The 15,966-nt window shown below is 56.2% G+C and carries 12 protein-coding genes and 1 pseudogene; 4 read left to right on the forward strand and 9 right to left on the reverse strand.

Annotated elements, in window-relative coordinates:
- Window positions 1-42 precede the first annotated feature (42 nt).
- A pseudogene (locus IE105_RS13920) lies at window positions 43-363 on the reverse strand (DUF1491 family protein); the annotation flags it as partial.
- A 111-nt stretch (window positions 364-474) separates the two neighbouring features.
- Between IE105_RS13920 and IE105_RS13925 the strand changes: the two are divergent.
- Window positions 475-3,048 carry a hypothetical protein gene (locus IE105_RS13925; protein ID WP_189499478.1) on the forward strand — a complete coding sequence of 858 codons (2,574 nt, stop codon included), beginning with the start codon at window positions 475-477 and terminating at the stop codon, window positions 3,046-3,048.
- Between the two features lie 41 nt (window positions 3,049-3,089).
- Here IE105_RS13925 and IE105_RS13930 read toward each other — a convergent pair whose 3' ends face one another.
- Window positions 3,090-4,706, reverse strand: a complete 1,617-nt coding sequence (locus tag IE105_RS13930) for a sensor histidine kinase (RefSeq protein ID WP_189499480.1) — start codon at window positions 4,704-4,706, stop codon at window positions 3,090-3,092.
- Between the two features lie 194 nt (window positions 4,707-4,900).
- Here IE105_RS13930 and IE105_RS13935 point away from each other — a divergent pair, with 194 nt between their 5' ends.
- Entirely contained in the window at window positions 4,901-5,335 is a 435-nt protein-coding gene (locus IE105_RS13935) for a SufE family protein (protein WP_189499483.1), read from the forward strand.
- Window positions 5,336-5,374: 39 nt separating this feature from the next.
- On the opposite strand, the gene IE105_RS13940 is transcribed toward IE105_RS13935, so the two are convergent.
- Genes IE105_RS13940 through IE105_RS13950 form a run of 3 tightly spaced genes read right to left on the reverse strand, consistent with a single transcriptional unit; the run spans window position 5,375 to window position 7,011 of the window.
- Window positions 5,375-6,217 carry a hypothetical protein gene (locus tag IE105_RS13940; RefSeq protein WP_189499485.1) on the reverse strand — a complete coding sequence of 281 codons (843 nt, stop codon included), beginning with the start codon at window positions 6,215-6,217 and terminating at the stop codon, window positions 5,375-5,377.
- A 27-nt stretch (window positions 6,218-6,244) separates the two neighbouring features.
- Window positions 6,245-6,409, reverse strand: coding sequence for a hypothetical protein (locus tag IE105_RS13945; protein WP_189499487.1), 165 nt, complete (start codon window positions 6,407-6,409; stop codon window positions 6,245-6,247).
- On the reverse strand, window positions 6,406-7,011 hold the full coding sequence (locus tag IE105_RS13950; protein ID WP_189499489.1) for an HNH endonuclease: 606 nt from the start codon (window positions 7,009-7,011) through the stop codon (window positions 6,406-6,408). The genes IE105_RS13945 and IE105_RS13950 overlap by 4 nt, the downstream gene beginning before the upstream one ends.
- A gap of 75 nt (window positions 7,012-7,086) precedes the next feature.
- Here IE105_RS13950 and IE105_RS15560 point away from each other — a divergent pair, with 75 nt between their 5' ends.
- On the forward strand, window positions 7,087-7,215 hold the full coding sequence (locus tag IE105_RS15560; RefSeq protein WP_267904694.1) for a hypothetical protein: 129 nt from the start codon (window positions 7,087-7,089) through the stop codon (window positions 7,213-7,215).
- 26 nt (window positions 7,216-7,241) lie between these two features.
- Window positions 7,242-8,393: an NHL repeat-containing protein gene (locus IE105_RS13955; RefSeq protein ID WP_189499491.1), complete on the forward strand. Its 1,152-nt coding sequence runs from the start codon at window positions 7,242-7,244 to the stop codon at window positions 8,391-8,393.
- Here the strand turns inward: IE105_RS13955 and IE105_RS13960 are convergent.
- From IE105_RS13960 to IE105_RS13975, 4 genes are all read right to left on the reverse strand, one after another.
- The gene (locus IE105_RS13960) at window positions 8,342-9,832 is read right to left on the reverse strand and encodes a Ppx/GppA phosphatase family protein (protein ID WP_189499493.1); all 1,491 of its coding nucleotides are present in this window, start codon (window positions 9,830-9,832) and stop codon (window positions 8,342-8,344) included. The genes IE105_RS13955 and IE105_RS13960 overlap by 52 nt on opposite strands.
- A 60-nt stretch (window positions 9,833-9,892) precedes the next feature.
- Window positions 9,893-12,034 carry an RNA degradosome polyphosphate kinase gene (locus IE105_RS13965; protein ID WP_189499495.1) on the reverse strand — a complete coding sequence of 714 codons (2,142 nt, stop codon included), beginning with the start codon at window positions 12,032-12,034 and terminating at the stop codon, window positions 9,893-9,895.
- Window positions 12,035-12,166: 132 nt separating this feature from the next.
- Window positions 12,167-13,591 carry a carotenoid oxygenase family protein gene (locus tag IE105_RS13970; protein ID WP_189499497.1) on the reverse strand — a complete coding sequence of 475 codons (1,425 nt, stop codon included), beginning with the start codon at window positions 13,589-13,591 and terminating at the stop codon, window positions 12,167-12,169.
- Between the two features lie 151 nt (window positions 13,592-13,742).
- Complete coding sequence (locus IE105_RS13975; protein WP_233354176.1) at window positions 13,743-15,584, reverse strand: beta-galactosidase; 1,842 nt, start codon at window positions 15,582-15,584, stop codon at window positions 13,743-13,745.
- Window positions 15,585-15,966 lie beyond the last annotated feature (382 nt).

The following is a 15,966-nucleotide window of genomic DNA, read 5'->3' on the forward strand; positions in this document are numbered from 1 at the left end:
AGGTTCACTCAGGTCAGGCACTTTAAGATCAGGCGCTTTTAGAACCGGCTCTTCAATAAAATGACGGCCGTCGCGATCTTCGATTTCGACCACGGTGAGATCGGGATCAAAATCCAGACGCGCCGCAACTGTGCTGGCCAGTGTGACCGCATCTAACGCCTGCCCGCGCCACACCCGATCGCCCTCCATATCGCGTTCGGGCGTATAGAGATGCAAAGCGTCACGCGCGCTTACAACCACCATCACACTACCCGCATCCCGATCGCCCCGTGTCATCACGCAGGCAAATGCGCCGCCGACCTGTGCCCGTCGGATTAAGGCATCAACCCAGATCCCTGTTTTCAATTGTACGCGAGGTGACATTCTGTCGGCTTCTCCTGTTTCGGGAACGCGCTGTAGTGAGTTCGCCTCATACGAGGTCCGTGGCACGGTCCTTGCTTCGTTGATAGCGTATTAACGACAGGGTCCCCCATCATGAACCGCACACACGTCCGGTCTCTTATTATCAGCTCCGTCGCCGTCCTGCCACTATTGGCGGGAACCGCTTGGGCTGAACCGATCAATCCGACCTTGTCGGACAGTGTTGACGCTATTCCAGCCGAGATGGTGGTCGAGCCCGAAGCGCCGAAACCTGTCGCCCGAACCTACACTGCAAGCCTGAAAGACGCCACGCGAGATCGCGCCGAGCGGACCTTGGATTGGCGCAACCCACAAGCCGAATTGCGCTTTGATCTGTCTCATGCCGACACGATCGACGCCCTGTCTGTCACCTTGTCTGCCGACCCTCTCGCGGGCGTTGATCCGTCTATTCCGCTGATCCTGCAATTTAATGGTGGGAAATCCATTGAAATCCCGACCAATGGCCAAGGGTTCGACAGTATTATTGATCTGGACCGCACACGGGTTCGCGAAACGGGCAATGTGCTGCGCCTCTCTTATGCGACGAGCTGCGACGCGCCGACGGGCGGCTATCGCCTTAATTTGACCGAATCGCGACTGAAGGTCAGTGCCTTTCCACGCGCGCGGCAGTTGCAGCTCCGCGAAGTCGAGAAACGCTTTGCCAGTCTGACATTTGCCCCCGAAACCATCGGGCTTCTGGCTGGCGGCGCAGAGCAAACCAAGCTGCAAGCCCTCGCCGCGCAAGGTATTGGGCTGCGCATGGCACAGATTCCGGACTTCCGCCTCAGCGCAGGCGAGTCTGATTTTGATCTCATCATGGTCACGCGCAATCAATTGGTCGATTACACGGACGACGCCGCCATTCTGTCGGGCACGGGGCCGAGCATCACCTTGTCCAAAACCGAACCCAATCGATTGTTCCTCACCGGGGACACGCCGGAAGACGTCATGGCTTCTGTTAAGGCCTTTGCCAGCGCCTTCTTACCCAATTCACGACGGTCCGAAACCACCCCGACAGAAGTGTTGGCGCAAAGCCCGCTAGATGTCGATCGTCGCCTGATCGTTGAAAAAGCCACACTTGATCTCCTGACAGTTCAAACCGGCACGCACCGCGAATATACGTTCGATGTGGCGGACCCGGCCGCCAGCGAAGGCCATCTGTTGCTGCGCTTAAACCGGGACGGCCAAACCCAAAAAGGCACACGCCTGATGGCGACCTTAAACGGCGTCGATCTCGGCGAAGCCAAAGTGCGGGGGAAACATAAGACGGTCGACTACCCGATCGAAAAAGGTCTGCTGTTGGGCACGTCCAATCGGCTGGAACTCACCACACAGGACGCGAATAATCACCCGCGCTGTGGCGCCAGCGTACCGTTCATTGCTATCGCGGAAGGCTCTGAGCTGCGCTTGTCAACTGAGTTCCCAACCCCGCCGTCAGACCTGTCCCGTTTCGCCGCCAACGGCTCGCTCTTTAGCACCGCCGCCGGGGCCCAGACCGTGATGATTTTGCCAGAGCGCGATCAAGATTTCACTACATCGCTCACCGTTGTCGCTAAATTAGCGCAAGCAAGTGGGCGCGGCTGGGTCGAGGCCGCGTTTAATCGCGGGGAAACAGACGTTGAAAACCGTCATACGCTTATTATCGAACCCTATTCGCAGATCGAGCGCGCCTTTCGCCTCACGGCCCCGCGCGGCATACAAAGCGCGTGGCGCGGGCACGGTACAGGCGGCGGACAATTCGAAACAATTGAGCAATTTGCCAGCTTGAATGGCGAAGACGTTGTCCGCCAAGCCTCTGCAAATATTCGCACCACGGGCCTCGTCCAAGCCGGCGGCGTCGCGGCGATTTATCCGGATGACGCCGGATATTTGATCGGGATTATTTCCAATACGGCAGACAGTTCCTTTGCCACTGCCATGCGTCCTCTTTTAACAGATATGCATTGGAACGGCCTGAAAGGCGCGGTCACACGCTGGAACGATAGCGCCGTCATCATGGCACAAGCCGCGATCCCCATGCCTGTGCTCGGCTTGCCCATTGAAGCGCCGAAATCCATGTCCCTGACAGAACGCGCCAAAGGCATGGCCGCACAGATGAGCGAGATCGAATGGCCGCGCCCCAATGTGGATGGTCTAGGCGGCTGGATTGATACAAATTGGACGTCGTTTTCTGACACCGTGCGATCCAAAACCGAAACCTTTGAAATGACCCGTATTGAGGGAGCCGTCGAAGGCGTGGTTCAAACCGTTGTTGCGGGTTCGATTGAAAAGACCCAATCTGCCCTGAACAGCCAAAGGGCGACCGACGTCAAGCACGCAGCGCGCGGGCTACAAGGACAACTGGACGCGGTCGATGCGAAAACGGCTGATTTACGCACCGCTTTCTGGAAACATCTCGACATTCCGACGCAAGATATGAAGTCGGCGCGACTCGGCCAAGCCCAAGTCATTCCTGTGGCCCTTGGCGTCACAATCTTTTTTCTGATGATCTTAGTCGGTTTGGCCTTTGCCTCCCCGCCGAGCGGGCCGCGCAAAAATACCCCGACACGGACCCGACCGCGTGGATCAAAACCCAATCAGGGTCGATCCTATAAAGAGCCTGTACGGTGGAGTCCGGAGCCTGACACCGCGATCCGGCGGCGGCGTTAAATCGAAGCGCGAGGATCGGCCGCAGCGTCGCTAAGCGCTGACTAAGCTTGCGGATTGATCGACGGTAAATAGACCCGCGCAACCGTCCCGTCGCCCCGATCACTCCGAATGTCGAGACGCCCGTTATGAAGCTCGGCCAAAGTTTTGACGAGTGATAGTCCCAAACCCGAACCGCGGGCATCAATAGACTGCGCAGAATGTCCTTGCGCAAAGGGTTCCCCGATGCGGGAGATGTCGTCCGCACTCATGCCGGGGCCTTCATCAACTACTGACAGGCAGACGACGCCGTCCACGTCCTCAGCCGAGACGCGAACCATACCGCCCTTAGGCGAGAACTTAACCGCATTTGAGAGCAGATTGAGCAGGATTTGACGTGTGGCCTTACGGTCAGCCGTGATCAACAAAGCGTCGTCCTCCGGCACGATGATTTCAATCGTCACCTCGGCCGAGTCAGCGGATGGACGGATCATCTTGACCGAGCTGCGCACCACGTCGGCCACATCAAATGTGTCGGGCAGCAGCGTATATTTACCCGCTTCGACTTTGGACAGGTCGAGCACATCGCCGATCAGGTCGAGCATATATTGTCCACTATCGTGGATCAGGTCCGCATATTCTGCGTATTTTCCCGGTAACGGCCCGAAAAGTCGGGACCGCATCATGTCAGAAAACCCGATGATCGCATTCAGCGGTGTCCGGAGTTCGTGACTGACGCCGGCAAAGAATAGTGTTTTTTCACGCGCTTCACGTTCCGCGACAGTTTGCGATTGGCGCAGCGCCTCAAGTTGTTCGGCATCATCCGTGCGGTCGAGCGCATGGACGAGTAATTCACCCCGACCATTGGGCGTGATGTTGACGTCATAACTGGTTTTCGTTCCCGCGCTATTCGGCAAGGTAACACGCGTCACGCTCGACATATTATTGCGCCGCGCCATATCGGCTGCGTCCCGGATCCGAACACTCGCCTCGCCGCCACCCGCGATATCCCCGAGCAAAATATCCTCGCTCAATTGATCAAGACCGAATTGTTCGCGACCTTCGCTGTTCGCATCGACCAGACGATCGTCAGAGCCAAATCGAAATACACCGCCCACGACAGCGTCGCCCCAGAGACCTAAGCTCGCGGCTGAAGACCCGACCGCCCCGCTCCCGCCAGACTGCGCCACAGCAATCATCGTCGCAATGATGAGCGATAAGGTTCCTGCGGTTCCCAGCATAATGAGAAAGTCTGTGCCTGATTCGGACAAGGGCGACGCGCCCAAACCAATTAAGCTCATTGAGAGCAATGTCGCGATCAGCGCGAGCGCCGCCAACACTAAGGCTTCGATCACACGTTCGCGGGTGAATAACATCGCGATAGCGGGAATACAGAGGAAGGTGATCGCCAATTGCGACAGTCCGCCGAGCAATGTCGCCGTCACCGCAAATCCAGTCCATAAAGCGAGCAACAGAACCTGCGACCATGTCTGGTTCAGCACGGGTAAGAGCAAAAGTGAAATCAACGCCGGAATAGCGAGGCTAACCGCGACTTTCCCGAACGGTTCAACCGCGCCCGTCGCAAAAATTGCGACCGCGGCGCCCGCCATAATTACGACGAGCCAAATCAGCATCGGCCCCATCAGGCGTGGCTTCGGCGACATATTGGCAACTTGGCTCATAGTGTTCCACTAACAGGCATTAACTATAGTAGCGTGAATATCGCAGTGCGAACGACCCTATTCGCGTCTGAGGCGAATTTTTTGCGGGTTTTCACCTGACTTACATGTCGTTGACCGATTTTGGCTTCGCGACTCTCTGCACTCAATTCAGACCCGAGTTGCAGGTTACAGCCAGCCGTCCTATCTGCCCCATAATGACCGATACACATGCATGGCCTGACGATGTTGCCGAACTCATCGAGGATTTTGATTTCCTCGACGGCTGGGAAGAACGCTATATGCATGTCATTGATCTTGGCAAGGCGATGGACCCGTTGCCCGAAAAAGACCAAATTGACGCCAATAAGGTCCGGGGCTGCGCCTCGCAGGTCTGGCTGGTGAGCGACCGCGACGCGGACGGTCACCTTATCTTTCGCGGCGGATCTGACGCCCATATCGTCAGCGGTCTCGTCGCCATCGCCGTGCAGGTGTTTTCGCACAAGCCTGACGCGCTCATCCGTGATTTTGATACAGACGCGCTATTTGATGCGCTCGGCCTGTCGGAGCATCTCTCCAGCCAACGCGCCAACGGGCTGCGCAGTATGGTGGCGCGGATTAAACATGAGGCTGGGGCGGAAAGAAAAGTTTAACCGCTTAGATTTCGACGGGATGTTTGACTGTCACACGGTCTATTCATCGGTCATATTTTTGCGCCAAACAGCCTGTAAATCGACACATTCGGTATAGATGGCCGCTTTCATTGACGCATATAATCCGGCGCCGAGATAGATACCAAATAGCAATGACAAAAACCCGAATGCTGTTTGAATCCAACTCAGGGCAGCATCCGGGTCTGTCGTCAGTCCGGCCTCATGAAAGAGAGCTAGCACAGCTGCGGTCAATAAAAACGCAATGACCAAAGCCAACTGAGCAATCAAACCGATCACAAAATTTATCAGCCATACCATCCATTTGTAGCCACTCGTCAAACGCCAGGACTCACCGAACGAACCCAAAAGTGAAGCGCCCCCGAATATATAAGCCGGACCAGGCAGCGCCCAGCCTGCTGACAAGATAAGTGCGGGAATAATAAGCGCTATATATCCGATGATAAAGCCAATCCAGAATAGGATTCCAATCACCATGAGCGGGAGCGCATGCGGCAAGCTCCGGCGCAATGAGTCCCTCAAACCAACCGGATAGCCCAGCACGTTTCGATAGGATACATCCATACAAAACCCGTAAAACACGCATCCGAGAAATATGAGGTACGCACTGGTAACAAAGCCAACTATCGGCTCGATGTATGCGGACGAAGATTCGTTGAGCGCTAATTCTGTGACTGCATAGCTTGCCATGAGAACCACTGCGCCAATAGCGGAAATCAGCAAAGCACAGATAAGGACCGGAACAATGCTCCGGAACAAGCCAGAAAATGTAAGCGACAGAGTGCGTCCAAAATCGAACGCGGGTTTTCTCATCCCATCCATATAGGGAGGATTTTTTTCATACTCGTTAGACAAATTCGTCACAGTATTTTCTGCCCGTAAATCACTAATCTACTTCGGCTTTTTCGGCCAATCTTTGGACACACGGATAACCATGTCGATGCCAAGAACGGCGATCAGTCCGGCCATGAGCGCGAAGATGGGGTGGCGCAGGGCGACGAGGCTCATGATGCCAATGGCAACACCGAGGATGATTGCATAGGGATGGATTTTCATGCCTTCAGTTCGACGTCCCAGTAGAGATAGTCAAGCCAGCTATCATGCAAATGATTGGGCGGGAAACGGCGGCCCTGCGTTTGCAGCTGATGCATGGTCGGGCGGCGCGGTTTAATCTGCGGATGCATCCGCGCTTCTTTGGGGTGACGCCCTCCCTTTTTCAGATTGCAAGACGAGCAGGCCGCAACAATGTTAGTCCAGCTCGTCTTACCGCCCAACCGTCGCGGCAGGACATGATCAAAGGTCAGCTCTTCCGAACTGCTGCAATAGACACATTCAAACCCATCACGCAGGAATAGGTTGAACCGGGTAAAGGCGGGCGAGCGATTTTGCGGCACGTAATCTTTGAGCGCGACGACGGATGGCATTTGCATTTCGAAAGTCGGGCTGCGCACACATTGCTCATAATGATCGATGACATTGACCCGGTCGAGGAACACGGCCTTGATCGCATCTTGCCATGACCAGAGCGACAGCGGAAAATAAGAGAGCGGCTGATAATCGGCGTTGAGGATCAAACACGGATAGTTGCCGGAGGACACAGGGACCGCCCCAGCGAGGGGATTTCTTATCGGGATGGACAGATTTGGTGACGCGCTCATGGGCGGCCTCCCTTTGCGGTGGGCCGATAATTAAGACTGTCATGTGCGTCAGTATAACTGAAGGCGGTGCACTCCATGTCGATTCGCATGACTGACTTTGCGCAAAAGCGCGTCGCAAGCAAGGCACAGCTCTATGACAGTCGTGTCGCCGCTCTGTTTTATCCATCATCCGCTCAGCCCCTATTCACCTTGGGTGGGCGATAGGTCGCGGTTAGAGGATCTTTGACACTATGATTCGATCTATATTCATATCGCTCTGTCTACTCGCCGTCACGGCAAGTCCGGCCCTGTCACAAGACGCCCGACTTCGCACGGGCGGAGGCGGCGACCGCGTTGTGGCCTCGGATGATTTTGAGGCGACCGTTTTTGCTAGGCGCCTTGGCCATGTGTCCGCCGTTGCGCGGCATGCGGACGGCACGCTTTATTCGGCGGATCAAGAGAGCGGACGGATTTTTAGGATCCAAGACCGCGGGATGGACGGGGTCGCCGACATCACCCAACCCCTGCCGCACCGTTTTGATCGTCCGACCGGATTAGCGGTGCTGGGCGACATTCTGTTTGTCGCGGATCGGGGCGGCTTATGGCGCATGCAGCCCGGGGGCGGCACACCCGCCCTCATCGCTCCTTTCGTCAATTCCGGATCGACGGGGATCGCCCACCCTATCATCGTGACGTCTCCGAATTCTCTCCTGCTAGGATTGAGCCGAACAGACGGCTCAGCGCGGCTTTTAACCATCGACACACGCAACGGCAGCGCGGCGCAACACGCAGAGACGCGTGGACAGATCATCGGTTTTGCAACGGCCTCAGACACAAAAGATTTTCCCGCGCCGTGGATCTTGCTGCGCCGCGACGACGCCGTCTTGTTTGGGTCCAGCCTCGACTCTGCGCGAGATATCGGAGTTGAGGCCCGTGCGGTCTGGATCGACGCCGCGACCGGACAGGCGCGAATCGCCCTGCCCGACGGGGTTTACGCCACCATCGCGACCTTTACCGGGCTTAAGGATAAAGGCGTGCCCATTCTCACTGGCTTTGGCGGCGACGCGCGTCCCGGGGCGATGGTGTCGGATGAGCGCGGGCTGTTTGTCGCGGATCAAGCGGGCGGACGTTTATGGCGCGTATCGCCAAAACCCGCCCCCAAACCCACGATTGTCACGCCCGATCTGGATGCGACCGCTACCGATCTTGAGACCGTAACGGGCGGTGTTTTCGACCCGGTTCAGGATAGATCAAGCCGTCCAGAGCTGATGCGCGGGTCAGGGATTGGCAGTGCGTCAACAATCGGACCTGCGTCAACCATGTCCCCTGCCTCCAGCTTACCAGAAGCGGATCAGCCCCGGTCTGCGTCAGATCCAGAGACAGCTTCAGAGCCCAGAGAGTAGCGCAAACCCAATCGCTCGCTCAATTTTCGCAGTCGGAACTCAACCTGTTCGGTCATCAGCTCAGGCACATCGCTGCGCAGATGCACATGGGTTGCGTCATGCGACAAAGTCAGAGCATCCACCAGATCAGGCGTTCGCCCGGTTGCGACAATCGCCAGACGAATGGCGGACCCCAATGATTCCGCGACTGATATTTGATCAGCGGTCAACAGCTGGTCGACGGCCTCACGGTTCGGTGGTTTGCGATTGCGCGATACAGACCGAAACAAGGTCAGGGCCAGCCACACGCGCTGCGGGTGCGACAGGCCGGAAATTGGCGCATAGAGTACGTTTTCAAAAATGAGTTCGGCCCGATAATCCGGGTGTAAGTTCTTACCCAACCCCGCAAGCAAGCAGGCCGCCTGCCGCAATCGGTGATCTTTCTCAGGACCAAAAGCATTCGGCAACGCATCCGCGATCGCTTCGATAAAGGTCATCAGCGGAGGGCCAAATAGCTCAGACTGTAATGATCCCGAGGCAAAATCCCGACACCCATCCAGCAGCGCGTCCCGTCCCTGTATCGCTTTGGGTAGATGATCAAACACGAGCCCTTCTCGCAATCCAGTCAGGGAAATTTCGATCCGGCGCGGTTTGACTACACGGATCAACCGCTCCAGCAATAATCCCGAATATGGCAGCGTCTCAGCCCGGCGCGACCGCATCCCCGGCCAATCAAACAAAGCGGATCGCCCTTCATTATAGGCCCAGCGCGTCAATAAGGCGCCGTCGAGTGGGTCCAACGCATAATTCTGCATGGTCTTGAGCGGATAGAATGAGCGCGTCATGTGAATAGAGGCCAAGTTTCGCCACGCGCCACCGATCAGATAGAGCGTTTTCGTGTCTGACAAGGCTGCGGGCAGAGAGGCCAAGGTCGCGTCAATTTGCGGAATTAACGCGTGATAATCGGCATCGTGCAAATTCCCGCCAACCACATCAAACGGTCCGAGTGGCAGGGATATACGCTCGCCCGGCCTTTGGTCATCAATTCGGATCAGCTCTAACGACGCCCCACCCAAATCAGCCGCCAGTCCGCGTGCACCCGGATCACCCGCCAGCAAGCCCAGTGCGGAGAGGCGCGCCTCTTCTTTGCCGGATATAGGGGTGACTTGCAGTCCCGTGGCGTCGTAAATTTCTGTGATGAACTCTGCGGCGTCGTCCGCTTCGCGCATTGCCGCTGTCGCCCCGATCAGAAGCTGGGTTAGCCCGCGGGCATCCGCAATGGCCTTGAACCGCGCCAAACTGACTAAAGCGAGTTTCTTTCCGTCTTCGGATAAACGCCCCGTCGTTTTTAAATCACGCCCCAGACCCGCCAATACTTTTTCATTATAAACGGGCGTGAAGTGCGACCCGTAAATATCATAGACAACAAAGCGGATTGAGTTGGACCCAATGTCGAGCACACCCGCTTGCTGCGGGCCTGTGACGGGGACATTAAATGGATCAGACAGAACGCGCGCGCCTTAGGATACAAGCCGCGGTTTGATCCGCGGTTGTTCAGGAAGTTCCGCCGGACGGGAGGTCTTAAGCGCATGGCCACGACCCGAAAGGGAGGGGTTATCCATGAAATACTGGTGCGCGGAGAAGCCTTTTTCGTCGTCTTCGAGTTTGCGCCGGACATATTTTCCAGACGGTTGCAAATCCCAGCTATTTTGCGTGTCCATCAGATTAGCGACCATAATTTGATCCAAGACTTGATCATGGACGGTTGGACTTTCAATCGGGACCAGCGTTTCAATCCGACGGTCCAAGTTGCGCGGCATCCAGTCCGCCGAACTCATAAATAATTTGGCATTATGCGACGGTAATTCATGGCCATTGGCAAAGGCAACAACCCGCGAATGCTCGAGGTAACGCCCGACAATCGATTTGACCCGGATCGTTTCTGACAGTCCCGGAACCCCCGGACGCAAACAACAAATGCCCCGCACAACGAGGTCAATCGGCACGCCCGCTTGGCTGGCTTCATAAAGCTTGTCGATGACACCTTGATCCACCAACGCATTGAGCTTGACCCAAATGCCCGACGGTAGCCCGGATCTCGCATTAGCGATTTCCGTGTCGATATAGGCGTAAAGAGCGTTCCGAAGGCCATGCGGCGCCAGCGTCAGTTTTTGCAAATCGCGCGGCCGTGACGAGCTGGTGACATAATTGAACAGCTTGCCCACATCCGACCCAATCACCGGGTCCGCCGTAAAAAGGGCGAGATCCGTATAAATTTTGGCATTGAGCGCGTGGTAATTGCCTGTGCCGAGATGCGTATAAGTCTGCAAGCGTTCGCCTTCGCGGCGGATCACGAGCGAGACTTTAGCATGCGTTTTAAAGCCCAGAAGACCATAAACAACCTGCACGCCAGCCCGTTCCAAATCGCGCGCAAACCGCAAGTTCGACGCTTCATCAAAGCGCGCTTGTATTTCAACCAGCGCCGTCACGGCCTTGCCGCTTTCCGCCGCGTCAATCAGGGCGCGGACAATCGGGCTATCATCGGATGTGCGGTAAAGGGTCTGCTTAATGACCACCACGTCCGGGTCGCGCGCCGCTTGGCGCAGGAATTGGATGACAACATCAAATTCCTCATACGGGTGATGAACGAGAATATCCTTGGCCGCGATGGCAGCGAAATGATTGCCATCATAGTCGCGAATCCGTTCCGGAAAACGCGCCGTGAAAGGCGGAAATAACAGGTCATGCCGGCCGCTATCGATCAAGCCTTTAAGGTCGACCATGCCGAGGAAGTCCGTTTCCTGAATATCTTCGTCCCAACACTCAAAACTCTCAATCAAAAACCGGCGCAGATCGGAATCAATATTTTCGTTTAACTCAAGGCGTATGACCCGGCCCCGGCGGCGTTCCTTGAGCAGAAATTCAAAATGCTGAACAAGGTCTTCGGCCTCTTCATCAATCGCAATATCGCTATCGCGTGTGATCCGAAACAGGCCCGTCGTATTAATCTCAAAGTCAGGAAACAGGTCCGGCAAGAAATGTGTGATAACATCTTCCATCCGCACATAATCCCGCCGTTTTGATCCGGCTGAGAGTTGTAAAAAGCGTGGAAGGTGTGACGGCACAGGGACCAACGCAAAAGCACTATCCCCGGACGGATTAAGCCGGGTCAGCGAGGTCGCGACTCCAAGCGAAAGATTGGATAAAAACGGAAACGGGTGGGCCGGATCAACCGCCAACGGAGACAGTAACGGCAATATTTGCGTGTCGAATCGCTCGCGCAACTCAGCCTGCGCCGTCTTATCCAAGTCCTCAATGCAAGACACGGAGATTTTCTTATTCGCCAGCTCTGTCTGGATCGAACGCCAGCAGCGCTCTTGCCCGTCGATCAATCGCTCAACCTGTTTACCGATTTTATCGAGCTGCCGCTCTGGGGTCAGACCATCAAAGCTGGGCGTTTTCATCCCGGCCAGCATCTGTGTGCTGAGACCCGCGACGCGGACCATGTAGAACTCATCGAGATTGGAAGCAGAAATCGAGAGAAAGCGCAGCCGTTCCAGTAAGGGCACGCATTTATTGCGCGCCTCTTCCAACACTCGCGTATTAAACTGCAACCAAGAGAGCTCGCGGTTGAAATAGCGGTTTGAGGAGGCGGTTGTCATGTCCAGTCTATGCCTTGCCGACCCGCCTGCGTCCAGCGCTGGACGAACACGACACGCGATGAATTCCAGCTCCCAATCAATTCGGCCTCAACCGTGCGGCATTGGCTTATAGGATATTTGGAACCCCGACGGCTAAGCCGCGAGAAACTCCGATGCGTTCGCCCAAGTGCCGTGAAAACCGAGCGGAACGCGCTGCGGAATATGAACCTCGGCCAAGGGGGGCGCGGTCATGTTTTGTGCATCAATAATCAGCGCGCGACTATCGCCGCTCAAACCATTGGTGACAAAGGTGATGAGATAGCCATCATCTTCTGACTTGGCGTTATGGCGCGGTGCAAATGCAGGCTCTGAGCCATAGAAATTCTGCCCAAAGTCGTGCCGCGTGTGCGTCCCGTATTCGAGATCATATTTCAAAATTCCGTCAAAAACCTGCACATCCGTGTCGGGAATAGAGACGTGATAGGAATACCGGTTCTTACGCCCCGTATGACCCAGATTGATGACCGGGAATTCCCCGATCGTGTCGTCGATTTGTTCTTCTTTGGTCGCGCCTGTTTTCAGGTTCATCGTCCATTTGGTCAGATGGGCGCGAAGGGCCAGCACATTGACCATCGGTGCATAAGCGCCAAACTGGCGCGGCATATCCCGGCCATTTTCAACCATTTTACAGCAATAAAGGTGGATTTCGTCGCCGTCTTCCCACGCATTGACGACGTGATAGATGTAGCACCCGGGAAATTCGAACCAGCGAATGTCCTGCCCATTGCCATTATGAGGCAAGACGCCAAAGCGTGTCGGCAGTTTTTCATCATGATGAATTGACCAGATTTTGTTCTTCAGGCCCTGGTCCGTGAAGACGACAGGCAAATCCATAAAGATCGCGTAGTTTTCCGTGATCGCCATGTCATGCGGCAAGCGCGGGCCCGGCAGCTCGATCTGAGTGAAATGCGAGAGCTGATTGTCGCGGTCGACGACGCCGTAACTGTAGAAAGGCTCATACAGGTCATAGTCAAAAAAGTGGAAGTTTCCGGTCACCAGATCGACTTTGGAATGGGCAGACACATTCTTTGGGAGCTTGCCGCCAAAGTCTTCGTTGCGGATCGTCTCCAGCGTATTGGCATCGAGCCGCACGGGCTGTCCCGACACATACCACAGCGCCATCAACTCGCCATTATGCATGACGATGTCTGTGTTGGCCGTATCTTTATAAACCGTCGGCGAATGGGTGCGCGATGCCGGTGAGAAAATACCGGGCTTATCCAGCGTGCCTTTCACTTCCGCCTCGAAATCATCGCTGCGGATATAGCGGTTGCGGTAACGCGCTTTCCCATCCTCAAAATGGATCGCGTGGACCATCCCGTCGCCGTCAAACCAGTGATGCAGGGTTTTGGGGTCATTCACGGGGTTGGGACCATTACGGTAGTAAGCGCCGCCAAAATCTCGCGGGATTTCACCTGTGACGGTTAGGTCTAACGCCTCAGTCTCTTGACGGACCGGGCCATGAGCGCCCTGAATATAGGGATTTAGTTTATTCAGCTCTGCGGCGTCCATCGACATGGCGATCTCCAATAGGCTCCGGATGAGCTAAGCATGGTCGCCCCGCTACGCATAGCGGGACTTTGAGTCATCAAGGATACGAACGGAGAGATTGAGAGGGGAGTGAGGCAAGTGACAGGGAGATTGGCCCGGCGATCTTGATCGAACGGTTCTAAGGGGACACGCTGAAAGACGCCGTCATATAGTCGATTGATGTGGCACCGCTAACGGTTTCGCGGTGGCGCGCATCTGAAGCCGTTCCGCCCAACCAACGGTCAAGCGCAGCGGCATCCGGCCATCCCGCCCAATAGATCAAATGCCCGTTCGATAGTCGCACAGAGCGTCCATCCAGATCCGCTTCCACCACGTCCCATGTGCTTTCGATTCGTTCCCGCCAAATCTGGATCATACCACCGTCTTGCAGTGTGACATGGGCATCGGCACGAAGCGTCTCGACCGCAGTCACTTTCAGGCCCGCGAGACCTGGCGGCAGCGTCATAGGAAATTTGAAATCATCCGTTCGCGACCCCGTGCGGGGCCCCATCACAACTTCGCCCGAAAACCCATAAACCGCGGCTCGTAAGGCTTGCGGCCACGCGAAGAGGCCCGGAATGAAAATTCGGTCTCGATCGCCGAAATCCGTCGTTGTAGGCGGCAGGATATCGACCGAATGCCCCGCACGGCGCAGGCCACAATAAAGATCATAAACCAACCGGAAGTAATCGAACTGGGCGTCCTGCGGCTGCACCTCCCACGCCCATTGCGACGCATAGTCGAACACGATGGCCGTGCGGGCTGCCTTGATTGATAGATTCGGCAAACCCGCCAGCTCATTCGCCAACGCCGCGACTTCATCGCCGCCTTCGGATAATTTACCGTCAGGCCGCAATAATCCAGCATGATTTTGCTCCTGCGCGAACGGCGCTTGCCGCCAGCGGAAGAAACAGACCACTTCGGCCCCATGCGCGATGGCTTCCAGCGCCCACAGCCGAACCATGCCCGGCGCGGGTTCGGGATTATGCGGGGCCCAGTTCACAGGTCCGGGCTGTTGTTCCATCACCCACCAGCGACCTTTGCCGACAGCGCGGTAAAGGTCGTGGTGGAAGGCTTGGAAATCGGGATCACCGCAGCGGCGATGGTCGCGTTTGAAATCAACATCGCGATCTGAACGGTCTTCGAGAAAGCCGAGCGGATAGCTGTCCCACGTCGCAATATCGAGGTTAGCGCCGACGGCGAAATGATCGAAATCCGTAACCCGACCCATATAATTATGCAGCAGCGGCGCATCGGTGAGCGGGCGTAGCGCCGCCTCTTGCGCTGCGTTGAATGCCACAACTTGGCTGGACGCGAACCGCCGGAAATCCATCGCATGCGCGGGATTGGGTTCCGTGACAGTCAAGTTCGGCAATTCAATCTGGTCAAACCGCTGATAATCCATCGACCAGAACACATTTCCCCAACGGTCATTTAACGCCGCGACGGACTTATATTTATCCCGCAACCAATCTTGGAAAGCTGCGCGCGCCACAGGGCTGTAGGATAGTGTCGTGTCGTGACAGCCATATTCATTATCGAGCTGCCAAGCGTGCACATGCGGGTTACGGCCATAGCGCTCGCCCAGAATTGTCGTAATGCGAACGCATTCTTCGCGGTATTCCGCGTGGCTGAAATCATAGTGGCGCCGCGACCCAAACCCGCGCGGACGACCGTGTCGATCCCACGCCACCATATCAGGATAGCGATCCACCATCCAACGCGGCGGTGTCGCCGTCGGTGTTGACATGATTATTTTGAGACCCGCGTCGCCCAGTGTTTGGATCGCGCGGTCAAGCCAATCCCAGCGAAATTCGCTCGGCTGCGGCTCAATCCGACTCCATGCAAATTCACCAATACGAACCCAACTCAGCCCCATTGCAACCATGCGGGTCGCGTCGTCTCCCCACATCGCCTCCGGCCAATGTTCAGGATAATAGCAAACACCGAGGGCGGGCTTATGGTTCTTTGGGATCGTCACGGTCTGTCCCTAGCCCGTCCCGACAGGCGGTCAAGCAGCCGCGTTACTCCGACCCCCCTTCCGAACGGCTCTCGTGTTCCATGATGCGGCCACATCGTTATGATTTCCGACGTCACTTTAACGCAAAACCCGCGTCCGGAGGATAAATCCGAACGCGGGTGCGCCCCGTGCAGTTTTTACGGATCCGTGCCGACGTGGCCGTTGGAAATGTCGGCGACGTTTGGCCGATCCCGTAATGCTGTACTCTTTATCTTTACGGCCCGTGACACCGGCGGCGCAATCACCCGAACGGGTGGTTGTGCTTCAGCGGGTCGCGACTGTAGGGTCGATTGAATATTCTTGGACACCGTGGGACGCCGCATAAGGCGCAATCTTCCGCGCC

Source organism: Algimonas arctica (assembly GCF_014652695.1).
Taxonomy (GTDB): domain Bacteria; phylum Pseudomonadota; class Alphaproteobacteria; order Caulobacterales; family Maricaulaceae; genus Litorimonas; species Litorimonas arctica.

Coding starts and splice junctions, on each gene's coding strand:
- IE105_RS13950 (WP_189499489.1), bottom strand. CDS start 7,011: ATGAGCGCGTCACCAAATCTGTCCATCCCGATAAGAAATCCCCTCGCT.
- IE105_RS13955 (WP_189499491.1), top strand. CDS start 7,242: ATGATTCGATCTATATTCATATCGCTCTGTCTACTCGCCGTCACGGCA.
- IE105_RS15560 (WP_267904694.1), top strand. CDS start 7,087: ATGTCGATTCGCATGACTGACTTTGCGCAAAAGCGCGTCGCAAGCAAG.
- IE105_RS13970 (WP_189499497.1), bottom strand. CDS start 13,591: ATGTCGATGGACGCCGCAGAGCTGAATAAACTAAATCCCTATATTCAG.
- IE105_RS13965 (WP_189499495.1), bottom strand. CDS start 12,034: ATGACAACCGCCTCCTCAAACCGCTATTTCAACCGCGAGCTCTCTTGG.
- IE105_RS13930 (WP_189499480.1), bottom strand. CDS start 4,706: ATGAGCCAAGTTGCCAATATGTCGCCGAAGCCACGCCTGATGGGGCCG.
- IE105_RS13945 (WP_189499487.1), bottom strand. CDS start 6,409: ATGAAAATCCATCCCTATGCAATCATCCTCGGTGTTGCCATTGGCATC.
- IE105_RS13935 (WP_189499483.1), top strand. CDS start 4,901: ATGACCGATACACATGCATGGCCTGACGATGTTGCCGAACTCATCGAG.
- IE105_RS13925 (WP_189499478.1), top strand. CDS start 475: ATGAACCGCACACACGTCCGGTCTCTTATTATCAGCTCCGTCGCCGTC.